Origin of the sequence: Microbacterium algeriense (assembly GCF_008868005.1) — a bacterium.
GTDB lineage: Bacteria > Actinomycetota > Actinomycetes > Actinomycetales > Microbacteriaceae > Microbacterium > Microbacterium algeriense.
This window is the reverse complement of record NZ_WAAO01000001.1, coordinates 1,278,754-1,301,853: the sequence shown is the minus strand read 5'-3', so window position 1 is coordinate 1,301,853 and position 23,100 is coordinate 1,278,754. Positions and strand designations below refer to the sequence as shown.

The window sequence follows — 23,100 nt, the reverse complement described above, 5'->3', positions numbered from 1 at the left end:
CCGGCGTGGCGCGCATGATCGCAGCTCAGCTGACCGCGCGCTTCCCCAACGGCATGATGTCGCTGGCGATCCTGCTGCACGTCGAGCAGCAGACCGGCTCCTACGGCTCCGCCGGACTCGTCCTCGCCGCGACCAGCGTGGGGCAGGCGATCGCCGGCCCCATCACGAGTCGCTGGATGGGGGCCTGGGGCATGCGCCGGGTCCTCACCCTCACGCTCTCGGTGTGCGCCGTCGCGGTGCTCGGCCTCGCCGTGCTCCCGCTGTCCGTCCCCGGGTACATGGCGCTGGGGATGATCGCCGGACTCTCCACGCCGCCCGTCCAGGCCGCCGTCCGCACGATCTACCCCAAGCTCGTGAACTCCGGGCAGCTCACGCCGCTGTTCTCCCTCGACGCCTCGCTGCAGGAGATCATCTGGGTCCTGGCTCCCGTCGTCATCACCCTCGTCTCCACGCAGATCGGCACGACGGAGGGTCTGCTGCTCGTGGCGATCGTGCTCGTCGGCGGCGGCGCCTGGTTCATCCTCTCCCCTGAGGTGGGCCGCGTCCGCATCCCCCGCAGTCGCAACGCGCTGGGCAAAGTCGTCCTGAAGCCGCCCGTGCTCCTGGCCACCGTGATCGGATTCCTCCTCATCGGCGCGTGCTCCGCCGTGGAGGTCGGCGTCGTCGCGACGTTCGAGCACGGCAGCCTCGCCGCCGGACTCGTCCTCGCCGTGTTCTCCGCCGGAAGCCTGGCGGGCGGCCTCGCGTTCGGTCACATCCCGATCGGCCCCTGGGCGATGGCGCGCCGTCTGCTCATCGTCACGGTCGGCCTGGCCCTGACGATGGTGATGCTCGACGTGTACTGGCTCGGCGGCACGCTGATCCTCGCGGGCATCGGCGTCGCCCCCGCCCTCGCCGTCCTGTTCGCCATCACGACCGCCAGCGTCAAGTTCAGCGAGACCGCCGAGGCGTTCGGCTGGGCGGGCACGGGCCAGCTCATCGGCGCCGCCGCCGGCTCCGCCGTGGCCGGGTTCCTGGTGGACGTCGGCGACTGGCGCGGCGCGTACCTCGCGGCGACCGTCTTCGCTGGCATCGGGCTCGTCGTGGCTGTCGTCTTCGTCCGTTCGTTCCCCGATCTGCGTCACCGCGACGCCAGTCCCCATCCCGACACCGAGCCCCTGGCGGTCACCCCTTCATGAGCACCCCCGTCCCCGCCTCCTCGTCCGCACCCGCGATCGTGTGCGTCGGCGAGTCGATGGCACTGATCACCCCGACCGGCGCCGGCCTCGCCGAGGCCGACACCGCGACCATCACGCACGCGGGCGCCGAGGCGAACGTCGCCGTCGGCCTCGCCGCCGCTGGGCACCGCGCCGTCTGGGCATCCCGTCTCGGAGCCGATCCGCTCGGCGCGCGGCTCTCCGCCGAGCTCGAGCGTCGAGGAGTCGAGCTGTGGGTGGAGCGGGATGCCGAATCCCCCACCGGAGTCATGTTCAAGGACCCCGGCATCGAGTCCTCGTCCGTCTTCTACTACCGCCGCGGCTCGGCCGCCTCCCGCATGGAGCCGGGCTTCCTCCGCCCGGAGCAGCTCGATGGGGTGCGCATCGTGCACACCACCGGGATCACCCCCGCGCTCTCCCCCTCGTGCCTGGCGATGGTCGACCGCCTGTACGACGACGCCCGCGCCGCCGGTGCCACCGTGTCCTTCGACGTGAACGACCGCCGCGCGCTCTGGGGTGCTGAGGAGGCCGCTGCCACGCTCGCCCGCCTGGCGGATGCCGCCGACATCGCCTTCGTCGGACGCGACGAGGCCGAGCGCATCTGGGGGACGGCGACCCCCGCCGAGATCCGCGCCTTCCTTCCGCACTGCGCTCTGCTGGTCGTCAAGGACGGCGACATCGGAGCGACCGCCTTCGACGGCGACGCAGACCCGGTGTTCGTCCCGGCTCCGGTGGTCGAGGTCGTCGAGCCGGTCGGAGCGGGAGACGCCTTCGCCTCCGGCTTCCTCGCAGCGACCCTCGACGGCGCCGACCTGAGCGACCGTCTCTCCGCCGGACATGCGGCCGCGGAGCGGGTCCTGACGATCGCCGCCGACCTGCCCCCGCTCGTCCCCCTCGGCGGACCCCGGTCGTAGGCTGGTGCCATGCCGGCACCGCTCACCCTCCCCCGCCTCTCCTGGGGTTCGGCCTCCTCACCTCGGCGCGCACTCCTCGTGCACGGGCTGGGTTCCTCGGCCGCGCTGATGTGGCGGATCGGCGACGCCCTCGCCGCGGCGGGATGGCACGCGACGGCCGTCGACCTCCGCGGTCACGGCGACGCCCCGCGGTCCCTCGATTACACCGTCGCCGCCTACGGATCCGACCTCGCCACGACGGCCCCCGAGGGCGGCGGAGTCTGGGACGCCGTGATCGGCCACTCCCTCGGCGGCGCGGCCGGCACGGTCGCGGCCGCGTCCTCCCCCGACTGGACGCGCCGGCTCGTGCTGCTCGACCCGGCGATCCACGTCGACGGCAGGGATGCCGCGATCGTCCGCCGCAGCCAGGAGCGCGCCTTCGCCGATCCCCGTCTCGAGACCGTGCAGCAGGAGCATCCGCACTGGCATCCCCAGGACCAAGAGCTCAAGGTCGATGCCGTCCGGCGCGCGAGCGCCTGGGCCATCGAGCAGACCAGCGCGCAGAACCACCCGTGGGACGTGCGCGCCGACGCTGCACGGCTCACCGTCCCGACGCACGTGATCGGGGCGGACCCCGATGTCTACAGCATCTTCACCGGCGACCTCGCCGATGACGTCCTCGCCGCGAACCCGCGGATCACCATGTCGGTCGTCGAGGGTGCGGGCCACTCCCTGCACCGCGACCGCCCGGAGGAATCCATCCGTCAGCTTCTGGAGGCACTGGCATGACATTCGATCCCGCAGCATTCCTTCCTGACGACCTCCTCGAGCGGATCCGCGAGCGCGCGCCGATCCACGACAGGGAGAACACCTTCCCTCAGCAGGACCTCGACGAGCTGCGCGCCGCCGGCTACCTGTCGATCCTCGTGCCGAAGGAGCGCGGAGGGGCGGGACTCGGACTCGCGGAGGCTGCGATCCTGCAGCAGCGTCTCGCCGGAGCCGCTCCCGCCACGGCCCTGGCGGTCAACATGCACCTGGTCTGGACCGGGGTGGCGAAGGTCTTCTCCGACCGCGGCGTGCCCGGACTGGAGTTCGTGCAGGACGGCGCGGTCGCCGGGGAGGTGTACGCCTTCGGGATCAGCGAGGGCGGAAACGACCTCGTGCTCTTCGGCAGCGATACCGCGGCGGTTCCCGACGGCGACGGCGGGTACGCGTTCACCGGCACCAAGATCTTCACCTCGCTCGCCCCGGTCTGGACCGGACTCGGGCTGCACGGGCTGGACACCACGAGCCCCGACGCCCCGAAGCTCGTCTTCGCGTTCGTCGAGCGGACCGACGCCGTCACCACCTCCGACGACTGGGACACCCTCGGCATGCGGGGCACCCAGAGCCGGACCACGCGCCTGAACGGCGCCGTGGCCGATGCGGCCCACGTGGTGCGACGCATCGATCCCGGCCCCAGCCCCGATCCGATCGTCTTCGGGATCTTCTCGGTGTTCGAGATCCTGCTCGCCGCCGTCTACACCGGCATCGCGCGCCGTGCTCTGGAGCTCTCCGTGACGACCGCGCAGAAGCGGCACTCGAAGAAGACGGGACTCGCCTACAGCCAGGACCCGGACATCCGCTGGCGCATCGCCGACATGGCCATCGCCTACGACGCCCTGCCGCCGCAGATCGCCGCGCTCGCCCGCGACGTGGACGACCTCGTCGACCACGGGCCCCGCTGGTTCCCGCAGCTGTCCGGGCTGAAGCACCGGGCGATCACGACGGCCAAGCACGTCGTCGACGAGGCGATGCTGGTCGCGGGCGGCGGCTCGTACTTCTCGGCGAACGAGCTGTCCCGGCTGTACCGCGACGTCCTGGCGGGGGCGTTCCACCCGTCCGACCCCGAATCCGCGCACTCCACGGCGGCGAGCGCCTGGCTCGGACCGATCGCGACGTGAGGCCGAGCGCCCGCCGTGCTCCGCGCTCAGCGATCGGAGGCGGCGGTCCGACTGCGGGCGAGTAGGGCGAGATGCAGCGCGGCGAGGGTCTCCCCGTCGTCGAGATCCGCGTCGAGCAGGTCGCCGATCAGCGTCAGCCGCTGGTAGAACACGGAGCGTGACAGGTGGCTCGAGGCCGCAGCGGCCGACCTGTTGCCCGGATGACTCACGAGCGCGCTGAGCACATCCAGCAGGTCGCCCCGACGCTCGCGGTCGTGCCGGACCAGCGGCGCCAGCATCCGCTCGCTGTGGGCGTGCAGCCGGTGGTCGTCGCGCAAGGCGGTGACCAGGCGCTCGAGCGGCCTGTCGTCCACCCTGCGCACCCGGGGACCCCCGGCGCCGCGCGCGCTGTCCGCGAGGTCAAGGGCAGCACGGACCGACGTCAGGAGCTCGACCACGCCGTCGGCGCCCGGTCCGATGAACGCGGATCCCCCGTCGCCGAGGATCCGGTGCACCGCCTCGTCCGACAGCGGAGTGTCAGGGGCCGGGGAGAGCAGCAGCACCACCTCGTCGCCGCGGCGCCCCGCGACGACGGCGAGGCCCTCGCCGGCGGCTCGCCCCCTGAGCTCCTCGACCGTCGCGGGGGCGCGGAGCACGACGCCGTGACAGCGGCGTCCCACGAGCTCGAACCCGAGTCCCTGCAAGCGGGCGGCCATGTCGTCGGCACGGGCGAATCGGGCTCCCAGGAGATCGTCGATCAGGGTGCGCTGTGCCAGCAGGGACCATGCCGCATCCCCGTCGGCCAGCCGTCCGAAGGCGAGTGCGGTGGCACCCTGCTCCAGCACGGTCTGCCGACCGGCCGGATGGACCGGTCCGGCCAGCGCCACCAACGTTCCCCAGCGCACGCCCCGCGCCTGCACCGGAACCCGCTCCCCGACGGCTTCCGACGCGCGGACGCTGCGCAGGACCTCGGCGACCGGCATCCGCAGCCCCTCGACGGCGATGACCTCGTGCGCGAGGTTCTCCAGCACGACCGGAGACCCGAGAGCGCGCGCGGTCTCCGCGACGATCACGTCCGCGGGCGCGCCGCGCAGGCTCAGCGCCGTGAACAGCTCGTGCAGCTGCTGCCGTTCGTGCAGCGCCTCGGTCTGCGCACGGATGAGAGCCCGATGCACCGCTTCGGTCACGGCGACGAACTTCACCTCCCGCGCCAGGGCGATCAGCGCGAGCCCCGCATCCGCGCATCCTTCGACGATGGCGGGGGGCACCTGCGGATGACGCGCGCCGAGCTCGATCACGATGCCGGCCGCGCCCACCCTCTCGAGGTCGGCGACGAAGGCGCGCAACGCGGTCTCGTCGGTGGGCCAGGCCGCTCCCGTGGTGAGCAGGAGCTCGCCGCCGTCGAGCAGCCGCGCGACGCCGGCGCTGTCGGAGACGTGCACCCACCGGACGCGGGCCGCCAGTGCCTCTCCGCCGACGACGACCTCCGGGGCTCCGTCCTGCAGCGCGGCGAGCGCCAGCACGTCGTCGACCGTCAGCAGCGAGCCGTCCCGCGATTCCGGACGATCTGTCCGATACGAAGCGAACTCCCGACGTTCTGACACTCTCGCGCCCTCCCGATCTCTGTGAGCATTGAGGAGAATCAGCCTATCCGCACTCGGTCAGAGTGTTCGGATGATCAAAAACGTGAGCAGTCGGAGGAGCATCGTGGACACCGTCCCGCACATCATCAACGGCGTGGAGACCGCCGAAGCGTCCCGCACCGGCCAGGTCTTCGACCCCGCCACCGGTCAGGTCTCCAAGCACGTCGCCTTCGCCTCGGCCGCCGAGGTGGAGTCCGCCATCGCCGCCGCAGCAGCCGCGCTTCCCGGCTGGCGGGAGACGAGCCTGATCAAGCGCGCCGACGTGTTCTTCCGACTGCGTCAGCTGCTCAAGGAGCGCACGCCCGAGCTGGCCGCGATCGTGACCTCCGAGCACGGCAAGGTGCTCTCGGATGCCGCCGGCGAGGTGTCGCGCGGGATCGAGAACGTCGAGTTCGCCGCCGGACTCGTGCACCTGCTCAAGGGCGAGCGCAGCGAGCAGGTCTCCCGCGGCGTCGACGTGCACTCCGTCAAGCAGCCGGTAGGCGTGGTCGCGGCGATCACCCCGTTCAACTTCCCCGTGATGGTGCCTTTGTGGATGGTGGCCTCGGCGATCGCGTGCGGCAACACGGTCGTGCTCAAGCCGAGCGAGAAGGACCCTTCGGCTGCGATCTGGCTCGCGAAGCTGTTCCAGGAGGCCGGTCTGCCCGATGGCGTCCTCAACGTCGTCAACGGCGACAAGGAGGCCGTCGACACGATCCTCGACTCCTCCGGGGTCGACGCCGTCAGCTTCGTCGGCTCCACGCCGATCGCCCGTTCGATCTACCAGCGCGCCTCGGCTGCCGGCAAGCGCGTGCAGGCCCTCGGCGGCGCGAAGAACCACATGGTCGTGATGCCCGACGCCGACATCGACGCGGCAGCCGACGCCGCGGTCTCCGCCGCCTACGGCTCCGCGGGCGAGCGCTGCATGGCCGTCTCGGTGCTGGTCGCGGTGGGCGACGTCGCCGACGACCTCGTCGCCGCGATCGCCGACCGCATCGACGGCCTCACGATCGGCGCGGGCACGGATGCCGCGAGCGAGATGGGTCCGCTCATCACCCGCGAGCACCGCGACAAAGTCGCCTCCTACGTGACGGGCGCCGAGGCCGAGGGCGCGAAGGTCGTCGTCGACGGCACGCAGAAGCAGTTCGACTCGGAGGGCTTCTTCCTGGGCGTCAGCCTGATCGACCAGGTCGCCCCCGGCATGAAGGTCTACGACGACGAGATCTTCGGCCCGGTGCTGTCGGTCGTCCGCGTCGCCACCTACGCCGACGCGGTCGCCCTCGTGAACGCCAACGCCTACGGCAACGGCACCGCGATCTTCACGCGCGACGGGGGCACGGCCCGTCAGTACGAGTTCGACATCGAGGTCGGCATGGTCGGCGTCAACGTGCCGATCCCCGTGCCGATCGGTGCCTATTCGTTCGGCGGATGGAAGGACTCGCTGTTCGGCGACTCGCACATCTACGGTCCCGAATCGGTGCACTTCTACACGCGCTCCAAGGTCGTCACCACCCGGTGGCCGGACCACACCCCCTCCCAGATCGACCTCGGGTTCCCGAGCAACCACTGAGCGGACACGACATGACGAACTACACCGACCGCCACGGCGTCTCCCACCCGCTCCCCGCCCCGGAGGCCGAAGCGCAGGTGCGTGCGGACGACCGCAGTCACGTGTTCCACTCCTGGAGCGCACAGGCCCTGATCGACCCGCTGCCCGTCGCCGCGGGCGAGGGATCGACCTTCTGGGACTACCAGGGCAACGCCTACCTCGACTTCTCCAGCCAGTTGGTGAACCTGAACCTCGGGCATCAGCATCCGGACCTGGTCGCGGCGATCCAGCAGCAGGCGGGGCGCCTCGCGACGATCCAGCCGTCCATCGCGAACGATGTGCGCGGCGAGCTCGCCCGACTGATCGCGGAGGTCGCGCCGGAGGGACTCGAGAAGGTCTTCTTCACCAACGGCGGCGCCGAGGCCAACGAGTACGCCGTGCGCATGGCCCGTCAGTTCACCGGTCGACGCAAGGTGCTGTCGATGTACCGCAGCTACCACGGCTCCACCTCGACGGCGATCTCGCTGACCGGCGACCCGCGCCGCTGGGCGAACGACACGGTCGACTCCGGCGCGGTGCGCTTCTTCGGACCGTACCTGTACCGCTCGCCGTTCCATGCCGAGACTCCGGAGCAGGAGGCGGAGCGGGCACTGGCGCATCTGGAGCAGACGATCCAGCTCGAGGGCCCGCAGACGATCGCGGCGATCATCATCGAGACGGTCGTGGGCACCAACGGCGTGCTCGTTCCGCCGCCCGGCTACCTGCAGGGCGTTCGCGAGCTGTGCGACCGCTACGGCATCGTGTACATCGCAGACGAGGTCATGGTCGGCTTCGGCCGGCTCGGCGAGTGGTTCGGCATCGACGCGTTCGATGCCCGCCCCGACCTCATCACCTTCGCGAAGGGCGTGAACTCCGGCTACGTGCCTCTCGGGGGTGTCGTGATCTCCGACCGCATCGCGAGTGCGTTCGACACGATGCCGTTCGCGGGAGGACTCACCTACTCCGGGCACCCGCTGGCCTGCGCCGCCGGCGTCGCCACGTTCGAGGTGTTCCGCCGCGACGGCATCCTGGAGCGCGTGCGCGACCTCGGTGCGCGCATCGTCGAGCCCACGGTGCGCTCCTGGGCCGAGAAGCACCCGAGCGTCGGCGACGTGCGCGGTCTCGGGCTGTTCTGGGCCGTCGAACTCGTGCGCGACCAGGAGACACGCGAGCCCCTGGTGCCGTTCAACGCCGCCGGAGCGGATGCCGCACCGATGGGTGCGTTCGCGGCGGCTGCCAAGAAGGCCGGGGTCTGGCCGTTCACGCACTTCAACCGCACGCACATCGCACCGCCGCTGGTGATCAGCGAGGACGAGCTGGTGCGCGGACTCGGCGTGCTCGACGATGCGCTGAGCGTGGCGGACGAGGTGGCCGCGCGCTGACCCTGGGCCTGCCCACCCGACCGCGTCAGATCAGGAACCCGCGCAGCAGCGCCTCCGATCCGGCGAGGTGGTCGCGCATCGCCGCCTCGGCAGCATCGGGGCGTCCGGCGAGGATCGCCGACACGATGCTCTCGTGCTGCTCCCCCGAGTGCTGGATGTTGCGGGGCATGAGCGGGAACGTGTCGAGCCAGGCGTTGACGTCGGCCCTGTTCTCGGCGACCAGCGCGACGAGCGAGGGGACGCCGGCGGCCTCCGCGATCGCCAGATGCAGCAGCGTGTCGAGACGCCGGTACTCCTCGGGCCCCGCCGGCAGCGCGGCTTCGTGCCGCGCCCACAGGTCGGCGCGGGTGGCGGCGTCGAGCGTCCGGCTCGCTGCTGCCCTCGCCGAGCCGCTCTCGAGCACGCGGCGCAGGCCGAGCACGTCGTCCAGCTCTTCCGCGGTGACGGTACCGGACACCGACGGATGCGGCAGCGGGTCGGCCACGAACGTCCCGCCGTATCGCCCCCGTCGCGGCAGCAGGTAGCCGGTGTCGGCGAGTTCGCGGATCGCCTCGCGCACCGTGTCCCTGCTGACACCGAACGACGCCGCCAGCTCGCGCTCCGGAGGCAGCGACTCCCCCGGGGCGACCACGCCGAGCCGGATCGTCTGCACGAGGCGGGCCACTGCGTCCTCGAGGGCGTTGCCGCGCCGCAGCGGCCGATAGACCGCCTTCCGCACCTCGACGAGGTCGCCGTCGGAGGAGTGCTCGCTCATGCCTTCACCCTGTCACAGCGAGGTGGGGAGCGCTCACAGCGGCGTGACGTAGGCGTTGGTGATGCCGCCGTCGACGACGAACGCGCTGGCGGTGATGAACGAGGAGTCGTCGGAGGCCAGGAAGGCGACCGCGGCCGCGAGCTCCTCCGGCTCGGCGAATCGTCCCATCGGCACGTGCACGAGGCGTCGCTGCGCCCGCTCCGGGTCCTTCGCGAACAGCTCCTGCAGCAGCGGGGTGTTCACCGGTCCGGGGCACAGGGCGTTCACGCGCACCCCCTGTCGGGCGAACTGCACCCCGAGCTCGCGCGACATCGCCAGCACGCCGCCCTTGGACGCGGTGTAGCTGATCTGCGAGGTGGCCGAACCCAGCAGGGCGACGAAGGACGCGGTGTTGATGATCGAGCCGCGTCCGGCGGGGACCATGTGCCGCAGCGCCGCACGGCTGCAGAGGTACACGCTCTTGAGGTTCACGTCCTGCACCCGGTCCCAGGCCGGGAGCTCCGTGGTCTCGATCGAGTCGTCGTCGGCCGGCGAGATGCCCGCATTGTTGAAGGCGATGTCGATCCGCCCGAACTCCTCCGCGACACCGTCGAACAGCGCGTTCACCCTCGCCTCGTCGGCGACGTCGACCGGACGGAAAGCGCCGCCCACCTCGGCGGCAGCCGCCTCGCCGGTCACGGGATCGACGTCGGCGATCACGACGAAGGCACCCTCCGCGGCGAACCGCTTCGCGGTCGCGAAACCGATGCCGCTCGCGCCGCCGGTGATGATGGCGACGCGGTCGTGGAGCCGCTGGGTCAGGTCGATGGTCATGGAGTTCTCCGTTCCGGATGGGTGGGTCGACGCGATCAGAGGTCGTCTGTCGCGAAGAAGACGTTCTTGGTCTCGGTGAAGTGCTCGGCGGCGTCCGGGCCGAGCTCGCGCCCGAGGCCGGACGCCTTCATGCCGCCGAAGGGCGTGGCGTAGCGCACCGAGGAGTGGGAGTTCACCGAGAGCACCCCGCTGCGCACGCCCCGCGCGACGCGGACGGCGCGTCCCAGGTTCTCCGTCCACACGGAGCCGGCGAGGCCGTAGATCGTGTCGTTCGCCAGACGGATCGCATCGGCTTCGTCATCGAAGGGCATCACCGCGACGACGGGCCCGAACACCTCCTGCTGCGCGATCCGATCCGCCGGGTCGGCGAGCACCACGGCCGGGGCGAACCAGAATCCGTCCCCCTCGGGCGCCGTGCCGCGGAACGCGACGTCGGCGCCGTCGAGGAACGAGGCGACGGTGTCGCGGTGGCCCGCCGAGATGAGCGGCCCCATGTCGGTGTCGTCCGCCGCGGGGTCTCCGACGCGCCAGGCGGCGACGGCCGGTTCGAGCAGTTCGAGGAACCGGTCGTACACCGAGCGCTGCACGAGCAGACGGCTGCGGGCGCAGCAGTCCTGCCCGGCGTTGTCGAACACCGATCCGGGAACTCCGGCCGCCGCGCGCTCGAGATCCGCGTCCTCGAAGACGATGTTCGCGCTCTTGCCACCGAGTTCGAGCGTGACGGGCTTGAGGGCGCGCGCGCATCCCGCCGCGACCTCGACACCGACCTCCGTCGATCCGGTGAAGACGACCTTGCGCACGTCCGGGTGCTCGACCAGACGCTGGCCGACGACGGATCCGGAGCCCGTGACGACTTCGAACAGCCCCTCCGGGAGTCCTGCTTCGCGGGCGAGCTCCCCGAGACGGAGGGCGGTGAGCGGGGTCAGCTCGGCGGGCTTCAGCACGACGGCGTTGCCCGCGGCGAGCGCCGGTGCGAAGGCCCACGAGGCGATCGTCATCGGGAAGTTCCAGGGCACGATGACGCCGACCACGCCGTACGGGTCGTGGAAGGTGACGTCGAGTCCGCCGGCCACCGGGATCTGCCGCCCGGACAGGCGTTCCGGGTCGGCGGAGTAGTAGTTCAGCACCTGGGCCACGTGCCCGGCCTCCCAGCGGGCGGACCCGATCGGATGCCCGGAGTTGAGCACCTCCAGCTGCGCCAGCTCCTCGGTGGCGTCGTGGACGGCACGCGCGAACGCGCGGAGCGCATCGGCCCGCGCGACCGGGGCGAGCGCCGCCCACCGGCGCTGGGCGGCGACGGCACGCGCGATCGCCGCGTCGGTCTCGGCGACGCCGGCCCTGGCGACCTCGCGGATCGCGCTTCCCGTGGACGGGTTGATGACGGTGAACGCACTCATCGGGCGCCTTCCTTCCGCTGTGCGGCGAACGCACGAGCCTGTGAGACGAGATCCGCGAAGAGGCGCCGATCCTCGGCGTTCTCCTCCGGATGCCATTGGATGCCGACCACGTGCCCGGCGGCGGTGTCGACGAACGCCTGCACCAGTCCGTCCTCGGAGCGCGCGGCGGGGACCAGCCCCTCCCCGAGCCGATCGATGCCCTGATGGTGGTAGCTGTGCACGCGCACCTCCCCCGCGCCGAGCACCGCGGCGAGCGCGGTGTCCTCGGCGACCTCGATGTCATTCTCGGCGAAGACACCGCCGCCGAGGCGGTAGCGCTCGGTGCCGAGCGATTCGGGCAGGTGCTGCTGCAGCGTCCCGCCGCGGGCCACGTTCACCAGCTGCAGACCACGGCAGATCGCGAGCACCGGCATCCGGCGCCGCTCCGCCGCCCGGAACAGGGCGAGCTCCCACGCATCGCGATCGGCACGGGCGGGGTCCGTCAGCGGATGCCGCTGCGCGCCGTAGAGCTCCGGCGCGACGTCGGCACCCCCGGAGAGGATCAGTCCGTCCAGCCCGGCGATGGCTGCATCAGCCGACTCCGGGTCCTGTGGGGGCAGCAGCAGGGCGATGCCGCCGGTTGCCGTGACACCGGTCAGGTACTGCTCGGGCAGGAACGCGGCGCGCACGTCCCACACCCCCTGCTGCGCCCGTTCGAGGTAGGTCGTGACGCCGATCAGCGGCGCGGGGTCAGAGCCGTTCGAAACCACGGATGCGCTCCCAGTCGGTGACGGCGGCGTCGTAGGCCTCGACCTCGATGCGCGCCTGGTTCAGGTAGTGGTCCACCACGTCGTCGCCGAACGCCTCCCGCGCGATGGTCGAGGCGCTGAACAGCTGCGCGGCCTCGCGCAGGGTCGTCGGCAGGTGCTCGACTCCGGACTCGTACGCGTTGCCGGTGAACCGGTCGGGCAGGGGGAGCTCGTTCTCGATGCCGTACAGACCGCCGGCGATGATGGCCGAGATCCCGAGGTACGGATTCACGTCTCCCCCCGGCACCCGGTTCTCGACCCGCAGCCCCGAGCCCGATCCGATCACCCGCAGCGCGCAGGTGCGGTTGTCGATGCCCCAGGCCACCCCCGTCGGGGCGAAGCTGCCCTTGGCGAAGCGCTTGTACGAGTTGATGTTGGGCGCGTAGAGGAGGGTGAACTCGCGCAGCGTGGCGAGGATGCCCGCGATCCAGTGCTCCATGACGGGACTGAATCCGTGCTCGCCGTCTCCGGCCATCACCGGGGTGCCGTCCGCGTCGCGCAGGGAGAGGTGGATGTGGCAGCTGTTGCCCTCGCGCTCGTTGAACTTGGCCATGAAGGTGAGCGCCTGACCGTGCTGCTCCGCGATCTCCTTCGCGCCGTTCTTGTACAGCGCGTGCTGGTCGGCGGTCTCGCGGACCTCGGCGTAGCGGAACGCGATCTCCTGCTGCCCGAGGTTGCACTCGCCCTTCACGCCCTCGCAGTACAGCCCGGCGCCGTCCATGCTGTTGCGGATGTCGCGCAGCAGCGGCTCGAGGCGGGTGGAGGCGAGCAGGTTGTAGTCGACGTTGTAGTCGGTCGCCGGAGTGAGCCCCTCGTACTTGCGGGCCCAGGCGTCGCGGTAGGTGTTGTCGAAGACGATGAACTCGAGCTCGGTTCCGGAGAACGCCGTCCAGCCGCGCTCGGCGAGTCGGTCGCGCTGGCGGTCCAGGATCGCCCGGGGCGAGGGACCGACCGGTTCGCCGTTGCCCCACACGAGGTCGGCGATGACCAGAGCCGTTCCCGCCAGCCAGGGGATCCGGCGCAGCGTGGCCACGTCGGGACGCAGCACCATGTCGCCGTACCCGCGGTCCCACCCGGACATCGCGTAGCCGTCGACCGTGTTCATGTCGACATCGACCGACAGCAGGTAGTCGCACGCCTCGGCGCCGTGATGCAGGATGTCCTCCTGGAACAGCCGCGCGGAGACGCGCTTGCCGACCAGTCGTCCCTGCGCATCGGCGAAGGCCACGATCACCGTGTCGATCTCGCCGGCGGCGATGCCGGCATCCAGTTGCTCGATGCTCAGGTTTCCCGCCATCGTCTCGCTCCCGTCGTCGTGGTGAAGCGATCGGCCGACCGGCTTCGCCATCAGAGTAGATCACCAGGACGTTTAAAGGTAGACGAAACCACCATTGGCTGTCACAATCATGCCCAAGGTGCACCCGGCGCCTGCGAGCGTGGGAACGGAGAGCGGATGTCTGAGCAGAGCAGTGAATCCCGCAAGGTCGCTGGAGCGACCTATACACGTGCCGGGAGCGAGTACTTCGAGAAACGGACGCTGAAGCGGTCGGCCGGTGTCTGGGGGCTGTGGGGTCTCGCGGTCGCCGCCGTCATCTCCGGCGACTTCTCCGGCTGGAACTTCGGCATCGACTTCGCGGGCTTCGGCGGCATGCTCATCGCCTTCGTGATCCTCGTGCTCATGTACTACGGCATGATCTTCGCGATCGGGGAGATGGCGGCCATGATGCCGCACACCGGCGGCGCGTACTCGTTCGCCCGATCCGCCATGGGACCCTGGGGCGGCCTGGTCACCGGAGCCGCCGAGACGATCGAGTACGTCGCGACCACGGCGGTGATCGTCTACTTCTCGGCGTCGTATGCGAACGGCATCACCAGTGAGCTGCTCGGACTCGAGCTGCCGGGATGGCTCTGGTACCTCATCCTCTACATCGTGTTCATCGCCCTGAACTCCGCGGGCGCGGCGATCTCCTTCCGGTTCGCGATCATCGTGTCGATCATCTCGATCGGGATCATCCTGGTCTTCTCCGTCATGGCGATCTTCTCCGGTGCGTTCAGCTGGGACGCGCTGTGGGACATCGCCCCCGACCCCGGTCAGACGGAGTTCCTGCCGCACGGCGTGCTGCCCATCCTGTTCGCCCTGCCGTTCGCGATGTGGTTCTTCCTGGGGATCGAGGAGCTTCCGCTGGCCGCCGAGGAGTCGCACAACCCGACGCGCGACATCCCGAAGGCGGGCTTCTGGGCTCGCGGCACGCTGATCGTCACGGGCCTGCTCGTCCTCTTCCTGAACACCGGCGTGATCGGTGCCGAGGCGACCGGAACCGCCGGCGAGCCGCTGCTCGACGGGTTCCGCGCGATCGTCGGCGACCAGCTCGCCGCGGTGCTGGCGCTGTTCGCCCTGATCGGTCTGCTCGCCTCGCTGCAGGGCATCATGTTCGCCTACGGCCGCAACATGTACTCGCTCTCCCGCGCCGGCTACTACCCGCGGTTCCTCTCCCTCACCGGCAAGCGGCAGACGCCGTGGGTGGCGCTCGTCATCGGCGCGGCCATCGGCTTCGTCGCCCTCATCGTCCTCGATGTGCTGGCGGCCGTCGACGCCGAGGGCGCGGGGTCGGTGGCCGGCGCGATCGTGCTGAACATCGCCGTCTGGGGTGCGGTGCTCGCCTACGGGCTCCAGCTGATCTCGTTCATGATCCTGCGGAAGAAGTACCCGGACGTCGACCGCCCCTACCGCAGCCCCTGGGGCATCCCTGGTGCGGCCGTCGCGCTGGTCATCGCGGCTCTCATCTTCGTCGGCTTCCTGCTGAACCCGACCTTCGGTCCGGCGATCATCGCCATCGCGATCGTCTATGTGGTGATCCTGCTCGGCTTCGGGCTCTTCTTCCGGCACCGGCTGGTGCTCTCGCCCGAGGAGGAGTACGCGATCTCGGGTGGCTCGCACGGTGATCCGCAGGCCGAGGGCTACGACGCGATGGAGGACGAGGTGTTCGACGGCGGCAGGTGATCCGCACCACCGCCGGCAGCGCCTCGACGTCCGCGTCGGGGCGCTGCGTCGTGTTCTACTTGCGGTCGAAGTCGAACGCCTTGAGGAGTTCCAGGACGGCCTTGTCGCGCTCCTCGCCGCCCTCGTCGAACATGTGGGTGACGTGCGTGCGCAGGTGGTTCTCCAGCAGCAGCCGGTTCAGCGACTCGAGGGACCGCTGGATCGCCCGGGACTGCGTGATGATGTCCATGCAGTATTCCTCGTTCTCGATCATCCGCGCGACGCCGCGCATCTGCCCCTCGAGGATGCTGGTGCGGTGCAGGGCACGCTTCTTGATGTCTTCGATCACCCCTTGAGGCTACTCGCCTCGTGAAAGGATGACCTCATGCCGCGAACGCCGATGACGCAGCTCTCACCCGCCGACCAGGAGCGCCTGCGCGCGCTCCGACGCATGAAGGCCGTGGCGCTCGGAGCGCTGGTGTTCATGGCCGTCGTGTTCGTGATCGCCTTCGCGTTCCAGCAGCGGATCGGCTGGCTCGGATACGTCAGAGCCGCCGCCGAGGGCGGCATGGTGGGTGCCCTCGCCGACTGGTTCGCGGTCACCGCCCTGTTCCGCCGTCCGCTCGGGCTGCCCATCCCGCACACCGCGATCATCCCCAACCGCAAGGACGAGATCGGCCGCACGCTCGGCGAGTTCGTCGAGACGAACTTCCTCGCCGCCGACGTCGTCCGCACCAAGCTCGCCAGCACGCGGATCTCCCTCCGCGCAGGCGAATGGCTGCGCGAGGCCCCGCACGCCGAACGGGTCGGGGCGGAGGGCGCGACGATCGCGACCGCGGTGCTCAACGCGCTGAGCGATGACGACGTCCGCGACCTCATCACCGACCTCGCGCGAGAGCACCTGGTCGCCCCGGAATGGGGCCCTCCCGCGGGAGCGTGGCTCGAGAAGATCGTCGAGGCCGACGCGCACCACGGCGCCGTCGACCTCGCCGTGGACAGCATCGGCCGCTGGCTCGAAGCCAACGCCGCCTCGTTCACCGGGCTCGTCTCGCGGCGTCTGCCCGGCTGGGTGCCGAAGCTCGCGCATCGCCTGGTCGACGACACCGTCTACAACGAGGCGATCAAGTTCATCCACGCCGTCCAGGCGGACCCCCGCCATCCCGCCCGGCTGGCGATCGACGGCTACCTCGAACGGCTGGCCGACAACCTGCAGAACGACCCGGCGACCAGGGCGAAGCTCGAGAGCGCCAAGGCGTCGCTGTTCGACAGCCCGCGCGTCGGCGCCCTCGCCGCCGAGGCGTGGAACACGGCGAAGAACGGACTGCTGACCGCTCTCGCCGACCCGGAGAGCGGGCTGCGCCGCCGCGCCGTCCAGGCGCTGCAGGAGGTCGGGGAGCGTCTGACCACGGATACCGCGCTGCAGCAGCGCGTGGACACCTGGGTGTCGGATGCGGCGGTCTTCCTCGTCGACCGCTACCGTCACGACATCGCCTCGATCATCACCGACACCGTCGAGCGATGGGACCCGGCCGAGACGACGGAGAAGATCGAGCTGATGGTCGGCCGCGATCTGCAGTACATCCGCCTGAACGGCACCTTCGTCGGCGCGCTCGCCGGCCTCGTCATCTTCACGATCGCCCACGCCCTGATCCCGGGAGTCTGACATGGTCTCGGCCGCTCACCTCAGTCACGACCCGCTCTGGCCCCGCGCCGGCTCCTGGCCCGCGTTCGCAGGAACGGCCGATGCCGTGCTGCTCGGCGTCCCGACCTGGCGCACCTCGCTCTCGCCGACCGGCGCGCACGCGACTCCCGCGGCGATCCGCGAGGCTCTCCCCCGCTACGGCACCACCGTGATGGGTCCGCCCGCGGTCGAGCTCGACGACGTGCTGCGCATCGCGGACGCGGGCGACGTGGCGGATCCGGACGGCTCAGCGGGCGAGGCGAGGGTGATCTCCCGCGTCCGCGAGATCGCGGCGGCCGCACAGCTCGTGATCGCGCTCGGCGGCGACAACTCGCTCACCTACCCGGTCGCTCTGGGCGCCGAGGCGACCGGCCTGATCACCTTCGACGCGCACTTCGACCTCCGGGACGGGATCTCCAACGGCACGCCCGTCCGTCGCCTCGTGCAGGACACCCCTGCCGCGTCGTCCGTGCCGACCGCGAGGATCGATCCGACGAGGATCGTGCAGATCGGGATCGCCGACTTCGCGAACTCGGCCGCCTACGCGCGACGGGCGAACGAGTGGGGCATCCGCGTGGTCACCCTCGACGAGCTCCGCCGCCGCGGTGTCGACGACGTGGTCGCCGAGGCACTGGAGGTCGCCGGCGCGGGAGCCGACGCGCGCATCCATCTCGATATCGACGTCGACGTCTGCGACCGGTCGGTCGCGCCCGGCTGCCCGGCGAGCGTTCCCGGCGGCCTGCAGGCGTGGGAGCTGCGCGCGCTCACCCGCGCCGTGGCTGCGGACCGACGCGTCGTGAGCGCCGACCTGGCCGAGGTCGATGCCACCGCAGACACCGCTGACGCCCGCACGGTGCGCCTCGCAGCGCTCTGCGTGCTGGAACTGCTCGCCGGACTGGCCTCCCGCGGATGAGGCCCCGCGTCGGCCCGGCTCCGTGTCGACCGATGCCACCGCGCCGTCACACCGGCTGCAGGCGCTCCGACTCCACCGCCACGTCGAGCGCGCGTCCGCCGCGGAAGCGCGCGGCGGGGTGGGTCTCCGCCACGCGGGGCCCCGCACCGTGCACACGCTCGCGCAGGGTCTCCCCCGGCGTGTAGACCTCGCGGAGCCGACCGCGGCGCCGCAGTTCGGGCACGGCGAACTCGATGAAGTCGCTCGCCGTGTCGGGTGAGTGGTACTGCACGAGGTTGATGCCGTCGATGTCGTGCTCGTCCAGCCAGCTCTCGATCTCGTCGGCGACGTCCGCAGGCGAGCCGACGGCCATGAACGGCTGCCGGTGGAAGCCGCTCATCGTCGACAGGAACTCCGCGATGGTCTTCTCCTGTGGGAGGAAGGCGGCGGCGAGATCGTCGCCGCGCCCCTCGCGACGCAGAGCCTCCCCCAGGGTGATGTCGCCCGGGTGGGCTGTCGGATCGAACGGCAGACTCGCGTGCGCGAGCACTCCGTCGATGCTCGCGGAGCGGTCGTACTCGGCGAGCTTCGCCTCGGCTTCCTCCCTCGTCGCCGCGACGATGACCGTGGCCCCCACCACGAACTTGATGTCGTCCCGAGCGCGCCCCTGCCGCTCGAGCTCGTCGCGGATTCTCGCGATCGTGCCGCTGACCTGCTCGAACGAGCGCCCTCCGGTGAAGATCAGCTCCGCGTGGCGGCCGGCGAATTCGATGCCGCGCGACGACTGCGTCGCCTGGATCAGGAACGGCGTGCGCTGTCGCGACGGGGAGGAGAGGTGCGGGCCGGCCACCGAGTATCGCGGGCCACGGTGGTTGATGTAGCGGATCTTCTCCGGATCCGCGTAGACGCCCTGCTCACGGTCCTCGACGATCGCGTCATCGTCCCACGATCCCTCCCAGAGCTTGTAGAGCACGTCGAGGTACTCCTCGGCGATCTCGTAGCGGGTGTCGTGGTCGATCTCGCCGTCGAGGCCGAAGTTGCGCGCCGCGTTCGGCAGGTACGACGTGACGATGTTCCATCCCACGCGCCCCTTCGTGAGATGGTCGAGCGTCGACATCCGCCGAGCGAAGGAGAACGGCGGCTCGTACGTCGTCGAGAACGTGATGCCGAATCCGAGATGCTCCGTGACCGCGGCCATCGCCGGCACCACCAAGAGGGGGTCGTTGCTGGGGATCTGCAGGCCTTCGCGGATCGCGGTCTCCGGTCCTCCGCGGAACACGTCGTACGCGCCGACCACGTCCGCGAGGAAGACCGCGTCGAAGCCGCCGGCCTCGAGCTGCCGTGCCAGATCGGTCCAGTACTCGATGTCGTTGAACTCCGTGCGCCGATTGCCGGGGAGCCGCCACAGGCCGTGGGTGATGTGGCTGACGCAGTTCATCTCGAACAGATTCAGGATGAGTCTCTTGGGATCCGTCATGCGGCGGCGCTCCTTTCGTCGGCACGTGCGTGCCGCAGACGATCCTGGCGCGGACGACGCCGACCGGGGCATCGCATGTCGCTGCATGAGGCCGGATGACGCGATGTGACGTCCGACTGCCCCGCGTGACGGGCGGGGTGTGCGCGGATGTCGTGCTCGGGAGGATCGCTCCAGCACCGTCTCTCCGATGAAAGGCACCCGACGCCTCATGAACGCACCCAGGACCCGCCGCACGCTGGCGGCGACCGCCGCCGCGGCTGCTCTCGCCCTCGCGCTGTCCGCCTGCAACAGCGGATCGGTCACCGTGCCGTCCGCCGACGCCGAGCGCGTCGACGGGGGCACGATCGTGTACGCGCACCAGCAGGAGCCGCAGTGCCTCTTCGGCGGATGGATCGAGCAGGCGTACATCTCCTACCAGTTCCTGGACAACCTGTTCTCCCTGACGGAAGACGGCGAGGCCGTCCCGTGGCTGGCGGAGGACTGGACGGTCAGCGAAGACGGTCTCACGTACACGCTCACGCTCAAGGACGGCGTCGAGTTCACCGACGGCACCCCCGTGGACGCCGAGGCCGTGGCGTACAACTTCGACTACTGGGTGGCCGGCGGCAACAGCACAGCGGCCGTCTGGCTCGGCGGCTACTACGAATCCGCCGAGGCCGTCGACGACCTCACCGTGGCCATCCATCTGTCCCGCCCGTACCCGCGTTTCATCGAGAACCTGACGCAGGGCTACTTCGGCATCCAGTCGCAGCAGGCGCTGGAGACCCGCACCGACGAGGAGAACTGCGAGCAGCCGATCGGATCGGGGGCCTTCGTCGTGCAGGAGTGGAACCGCGGCGAGAATGTGGTGCTCGTCCGCAACGACGAGTACACGTCGTGGCCGGAGAACGCCGAGCACACCGGACCGGCGTACGTCGAGAAGGTCGACTGGCGGTTCGTCGCCGACGGCGTCACACGGGTGTCGGCCCTGCGCTCCGGCGAGGCGGATGCGATCTACGACATCCCCGCGATCGAGTGGGACGGGCTGGACGGCGAGCAGTACGAGCTGCACAAGTACGTGACGCCGGGCCGGCCCCAGCAGATCTCGTTCAACACGACCCGTGAGCCGTTCGACGACGAGAATCTGCGCAAGGCCTTCATCTTCAGCCTCGATCGCGAGAGCATCGTGGACACGATCGGCCACGGCGTGATCCCCTTCGAAGGCAACGGCGGGGTCAGCCAGGCGACGCCCGGATACAGCCAGAAGGCCGCCGACTGGTACGCCGAGGACATCGACGAGGCGAACCGTCTCCTGGACGAGGCCGGCTGGACCGACCGCGACGGCGACGGCTACCGGACGAAGGAGGGCAAGACCCTCGAGGTCGTGTTCCCCTACAACGCCGGCACCATCATCAACGCCGACGGAGCCTCGATCTTCCAGGCCGTGCAGGAGCAGGCGAAGGCGACCGGGTTCAAGGTCGACCTGATCCCCGTGCCGCCGTCCGAGACCTGGGCGGGCACCTACAGCGGCCCCGACTCGTACGACATCTCGGCGGGCTACTGGACCTCGGTGAATGCGGGGATCCTGTACATCAACTGGCGTCCGAGCACCGAGGACGACCCGAACTACGCGAACAGCGCCTTCTACGACAGCCCCGAGCTCGAGTCCCTGATCCTGGCCGCCAACTCCGAGTCGGATGTCGACGCGCAGAATGCCCTGTACGGCCAGGCCCAGGAGTACATCGCCGAGCACGCGCTCTCGTTCGGACTGTACGACCGTCTGAGCACGCTCGGCGTCAACCCGCGCCTCCGGGGAGTCTGGCAGGAGCACGCACAGGGAGGACCCACGTTCTATGACGCCTACTTCGTCGAGTGAGGCGCGGCAGGCCGACCGGATCACCTCCGTTCGGCCGGTCGCTCCCCGCCGCTCCCCGCGACGGTTCCGTCGCCTGGCGTCGAACGTCGTGGGCGCGGTCGTCGTGCTCTGGGGTGCGGCCACCGCCGCCTTCCTCGCGCAGATGGCGCTGCCGGGCGACCGCGCCACCGCGATCCTGAACATCCGCACGGGACAGGCGCAGGAGCGCACACCGGACGAGCTCGCCCCGATCGTCGACGCCTACGGTCTCGATCATCCCGTGCTCGTCCAGTACCTGGACTACATCGGAGGACTCCTCCGCGGTGATCTCGGCACCTCGTACCAGCAGTTCCGCCCCGTGTGGGACCTGATCGGCGAGCAGCTCGGTTCGACGCTGGTGCTGACCCTCACCGGCATCCTCCTCGCCTGGGTGCTGATGATCGTCTGGGTCACGCTCACGGCGGGGCGAGGACCGCGGGTGCGTGCACTGGGTTCGGCCGTCGACACCGTGACCGCTGCGCTCCCGCCGTACTGGCTGGGCATCCTGCTCCTGCTGTTCTTCGGGCTGACCCTGCGCTGGTTCCCCGTCATGGGCGGCAGCGGAGTCAACGGCATCGTGCTTCCGGCGCTGACACTGGCGATCCCGCTGGCGGGGTTCATGGGTCAGTCCGTGCGGGCGGAGTACGAGCGAGCGCTCGATCAGCCGTTCGTGCTCAGCGCCCGCATGCGCGGCATGGGCGACCTCGGCATCCGGCTCCGTCATGTGCTGAGACATGGATCGATCCCCGCGGTCACCCTCACCGGGTGGGCCCTCGGCGCCACCGTCTCCGGCGCCGTGATCGTCGAGCAGATCTACTCCCGGCCGGGAATCGGCAAGACCCTGGTCTCCGCGGTCGGGGCGCAGGATCTTCCCGTCGTGACCGGCATCGTGGTGCTCGTCGCCGTCCTCTACGTCGTCGCCAACCTGCTGGTCGACCTCGTTTACACGCTCATCGACCCGAGGCTGAAGACGTCATGACCACCGCACTCCCCCGGAAGCCCGCGCATCACGAGCGCACGAGCCCGACGCGGCGTCGCCGTCGCGTGAGCTGGTCGCTGATCACGGCGATCGTCTTCGCCGCGCTGTTCGCCCTCGCCGCCATCGCACCCGGAGTGCTGGCCACGGACGACCCGACCGCGCAGAACTTCGCCGATGCGCTCCAGTCGCCCTCGCTCACGCACTGGTTCGGCACCGACGAGGCCGGGCGCGATCTCTACAGCCGCATCGTCCACGGAACGCGGGAGTCGCTGCTGATCGGCATCGGAGCCGCCGGGATCGCGCTCACGGCCGCGCTGGTCCTCGGCTCCATCGCGGCGCTCGCGGATCGCGTCACGGCGTCGATCGTCAACCGGATCATCGAAGTCGCGTTCGCCTTCCCGAGCCTGCTGCTCGCCCTCCTGCTCGTGTCGATCCTCGGTCCGTCGCCCTGGACGCAGGTCGTCGCGGTCGGCGTCAGCACCGCACCCGGATACGCCCGCATGGTCCGCGGCCAGATCCTCTCGGCGAAGAACGCCGGCTACGTCGAGGCCGCCCGCGCGCTCGGTCACGGCTGGTGGCGCATCCTCGGGCGGCATGTGCTCCCGAACGCGATCCGGCCGCTCGTGGCCGTGTTCACCATGGCGATCGGACAGTCGATCGTGTGGGCCTCCGGACTGTCGTTCCTCGGTCTCGGCGTCGCTCCGCCCTCGTCCGAGTGGGGAGCGCTACTCGATGCCGGACGCGCCAGCATCCTGCAGGCGCCGTGGCTGACCTTCATCCCCGGCCTGGTCATCCTCGTGCTCGCGCTCACCGCGACCACGATCGGCACCCATATCCAGAACAGTCTCGAGAAGGGCAGGTGA

20 protein-coding genes are annotated in these 23,100 nt (G+C 70.4%); 12 read left to right on the top strand and 8 right to left on the bottom strand.

Translation table 11 applies throughout. From position 1 onward, the window contains the following. Positions 1–14 precede the first annotated feature (14 nt). From F6A08_RS06475 to F6A08_RS06460, 4 genes are read left to right on the top strand one after another with little or no spacing between them, the layout of a single operon-like run. On the top strand, positions 15–1,178 hold the full coding sequence (locus F6A08_RS06475; RefSeq protein ID WP_017202657.1) for an MFS transporter: 1,164 nt from the start codon (positions 15–17) through the stop codon (positions 1,176–1,178). Beyond that, positions 1,175–2,110, top strand: a complete 936-nt coding sequence (locus tag F6A08_RS06470; RefSeq protein ID WP_124896139.1) for a sugar kinase — start codon at positions 1,175–1,177, stop codon at positions 2,108–2,110. The genes F6A08_RS06475 and F6A08_RS06470 overlap by 4 nt, the downstream gene beginning before the upstream one ends. A gap of 9 nt (positions 2,111–2,119) precedes the next feature. Beyond that, positions 2,120–2,878, top strand: a complete 759-nt coding sequence (locus tag F6A08_RS06465; RefSeq protein WP_017202659.1) for an alpha/beta fold hydrolase — start codon at positions 2,120–2,122, stop codon at positions 2,876–2,878. After that, positions 2,875–4,032: an acyl-CoA dehydrogenase family protein gene (locus tag F6A08_RS06460; RefSeq protein WP_017202660.1), complete on the top strand. Its 1,158-nt coding sequence runs from the start codon at positions 2,875–2,877 to the stop codon at positions 4,030–4,032. Before F6A08_RS06465 ends, F6A08_RS06460 begins: the two co-directional genes overlap by 4 nt. Positions 4,033–4,058: 26 nt before the next feature. On the opposite strand, the gene F6A08_RS06455 is transcribed toward F6A08_RS06460, so the two are convergent. Continuing rightward, the gene (locus F6A08_RS06455) at positions 4,059–5,615 is read right to left on the bottom strand and encodes a PucR family transcriptional regulator (protein WP_225855755.1); all 1,557 of its coding nucleotides are present in this window, start codon (positions 5,613–5,615) and stop codon (positions 4,059–4,061) included. A 70-nt stretch (positions 5,616–5,685) separates the two neighbouring features. Between F6A08_RS06455 and F6A08_RS06450 the strand changes: the two genes are divergently transcribed. Next, positions 5,686–7,203, top strand: coding sequence for a CoA-acylating methylmalonate-semialdehyde dehydrogenase (locus F6A08_RS06450; RefSeq protein WP_420846033.1), 1,518 nt, complete (start codon positions 5,686–5,688; stop codon positions 7,201–7,203). An 11-nt stretch (positions 7,204–7,214) separates the two neighbouring features. Then, positions 7,215–8,603, top strand: coding sequence for an aspartate aminotransferase family protein (locus F6A08_RS06445; RefSeq protein ID WP_151458945.1), 1,389 nt, complete (start codon positions 7,215–7,217; stop codon positions 8,601–8,603). 25 nt (positions 8,604–8,628) lie between these two features. On the opposite strand, the gene F6A08_RS06440 is transcribed toward F6A08_RS06445, so the two are convergent. The 5 genes from F6A08_RS06440 to F6A08_RS06420 are packed head-to-tail and all read right to left on the bottom strand — an operon-like array spanning position 8,629 to position 13,652. Continuing rightward, complete coding sequence (locus tag F6A08_RS06440; RefSeq protein ID WP_151458944.1) at positions 8,629–9,357, bottom strand: FadR/GntR family transcriptional regulator; 729 nt, start codon at positions 9,355–9,357, stop codon at positions 8,629–8,631. A 33-nt stretch (positions 9,358–9,390) separates the two neighbouring features. Then, complete coding sequence (locus tag F6A08_RS06435) at positions 9,391–10,170, bottom strand: 3-oxoacyl-ACP reductase (protein WP_017202666.1); 780 nt, start codon at positions 10,168–10,170, stop codon at positions 9,391–9,393. A 35-nt stretch (positions 10,171–10,205) separates the two neighbouring features. Then, the gene (locus tag F6A08_RS06430; RefSeq protein WP_151458943.1) at positions 10,206–11,567 is read right to left on the bottom strand and encodes an aldehyde dehydrogenase family protein; all 1,362 of its coding nucleotides are present in this window, start codon (positions 11,565–11,567) and stop codon (positions 10,206–10,208) included. Next, positions 11,564–12,316 (bottom strand): gamma-glutamyl-gamma-aminobutyrate hydrolase family protein, encoded by a 753-nt coding sequence (locus F6A08_RS06425; protein WP_192576698.1) that lies wholly within the window; start codon positions 12,314–12,316, stop codon positions 11,564–11,566. The genes F6A08_RS06430 and F6A08_RS06425 overlap by 4 nt, the downstream gene beginning before the upstream one ends. Further along, positions 12,297–13,652: a glutamine synthetase family protein gene (locus tag F6A08_RS06420; RefSeq protein ID WP_192576697.1), complete on the bottom strand. Its 1,356-nt coding sequence runs from the start codon at positions 13,650–13,652 to the stop codon at positions 12,297–12,299. The genes F6A08_RS06425 and F6A08_RS06420 overlap by 20 nt, the downstream gene beginning before the upstream one ends. Positions 13,653–13,808: 156 nt before the next feature. On the opposite strand from F6A08_RS06420, the gene F6A08_RS06415 reads away from it, so the two are divergent. Beyond that, positions 13,809–15,356, top strand: coding sequence for an amino acid permease (locus F6A08_RS06415; protein WP_017202670.1), 1,548 nt, complete (start codon positions 13,809–13,811; stop codon positions 15,354–15,356). 55 nt (positions 15,357–15,411) lie between these two features. Here the strand turns inward: F6A08_RS06415 and F6A08_RS06410 are convergent, their stop codons facing one another. Beyond that, positions 15,412–15,684: a metal-sensitive transcriptional regulator gene (locus F6A08_RS06410; RefSeq protein WP_017202671.1), complete on the bottom strand. Its 273-nt coding sequence runs from the start codon at positions 15,682–15,684 to the stop codon at positions 15,412–15,414. A 36-nt stretch (positions 15,685–15,720) separates the two neighbouring features. Between F6A08_RS06410 and F6A08_RS06405 the strand changes: the two genes are divergently transcribed. After that, positions 15,721–16,998 carry a DUF445 domain-containing protein gene (locus F6A08_RS06405; RefSeq protein ID WP_017202672.1) on the top strand — a complete coding sequence of 426 codons (1,278 nt, stop codon included), beginning with the start codon at positions 15,721–15,723 and terminating at the stop codon, positions 16,996–16,998. Position 16,999: 1 nt separating this feature from the next. Next, complete coding sequence (locus F6A08_RS06400; protein WP_151458941.1) at positions 17,000–17,929, top strand: agmatinase family protein; 930 nt, start codon at positions 17,000–17,002, stop codon at positions 17,927–17,929. 46 nt (positions 17,930–17,975) lie between these two features. On the opposite strand, the gene F6A08_RS06395 is transcribed toward F6A08_RS06400, so the two are convergent. Further along, positions 17,976–19,385, bottom strand: coding sequence for an NtaA/DmoA family FMN-dependent monooxygenase (locus tag F6A08_RS06395; RefSeq protein ID WP_151458940.1), 1,410 nt, complete (start codon positions 19,383–19,385; stop codon positions 17,976–17,978). Positions 19,386–19,593: 208 nt separating this feature from the next. On the opposite strand from F6A08_RS06395, the gene F6A08_RS06390 reads away from it, so the two are divergent. Genes F6A08_RS06390 through F6A08_RS06380 form a run of 3 tightly spaced genes read left to right on the top strand, consistent with a single transcriptional unit; the run spans position 19,594 to position 23,100 of the window. After that, positions 19,594–21,240, top strand: a complete 1,647-nt coding sequence (locus tag F6A08_RS06390; RefSeq protein ID WP_151458939.1) for an ABC transporter substrate-binding protein — start codon at positions 19,594–19,596, stop codon at positions 21,238–21,240. Beyond that, a complete protein-coding gene (locus F6A08_RS06385; protein ID WP_225855754.1) occupies positions 21,218–22,237 on the top strand; it encodes an ABC transporter permease in 1,020 nt (339 codons plus the stop codon). Before F6A08_RS06390 ends, F6A08_RS06385 begins: the two co-directional genes overlap by 23 nt. After that, a complete protein-coding gene (locus F6A08_RS06380) occupies positions 22,234–23,100 on the top strand; it encodes an ABC transporter permease (RefSeq protein ID WP_151458938.1) in 867 nt (288 codons plus the stop codon). Before F6A08_RS06385 ends, F6A08_RS06380 begins: the two co-directional genes overlap by 4 nt.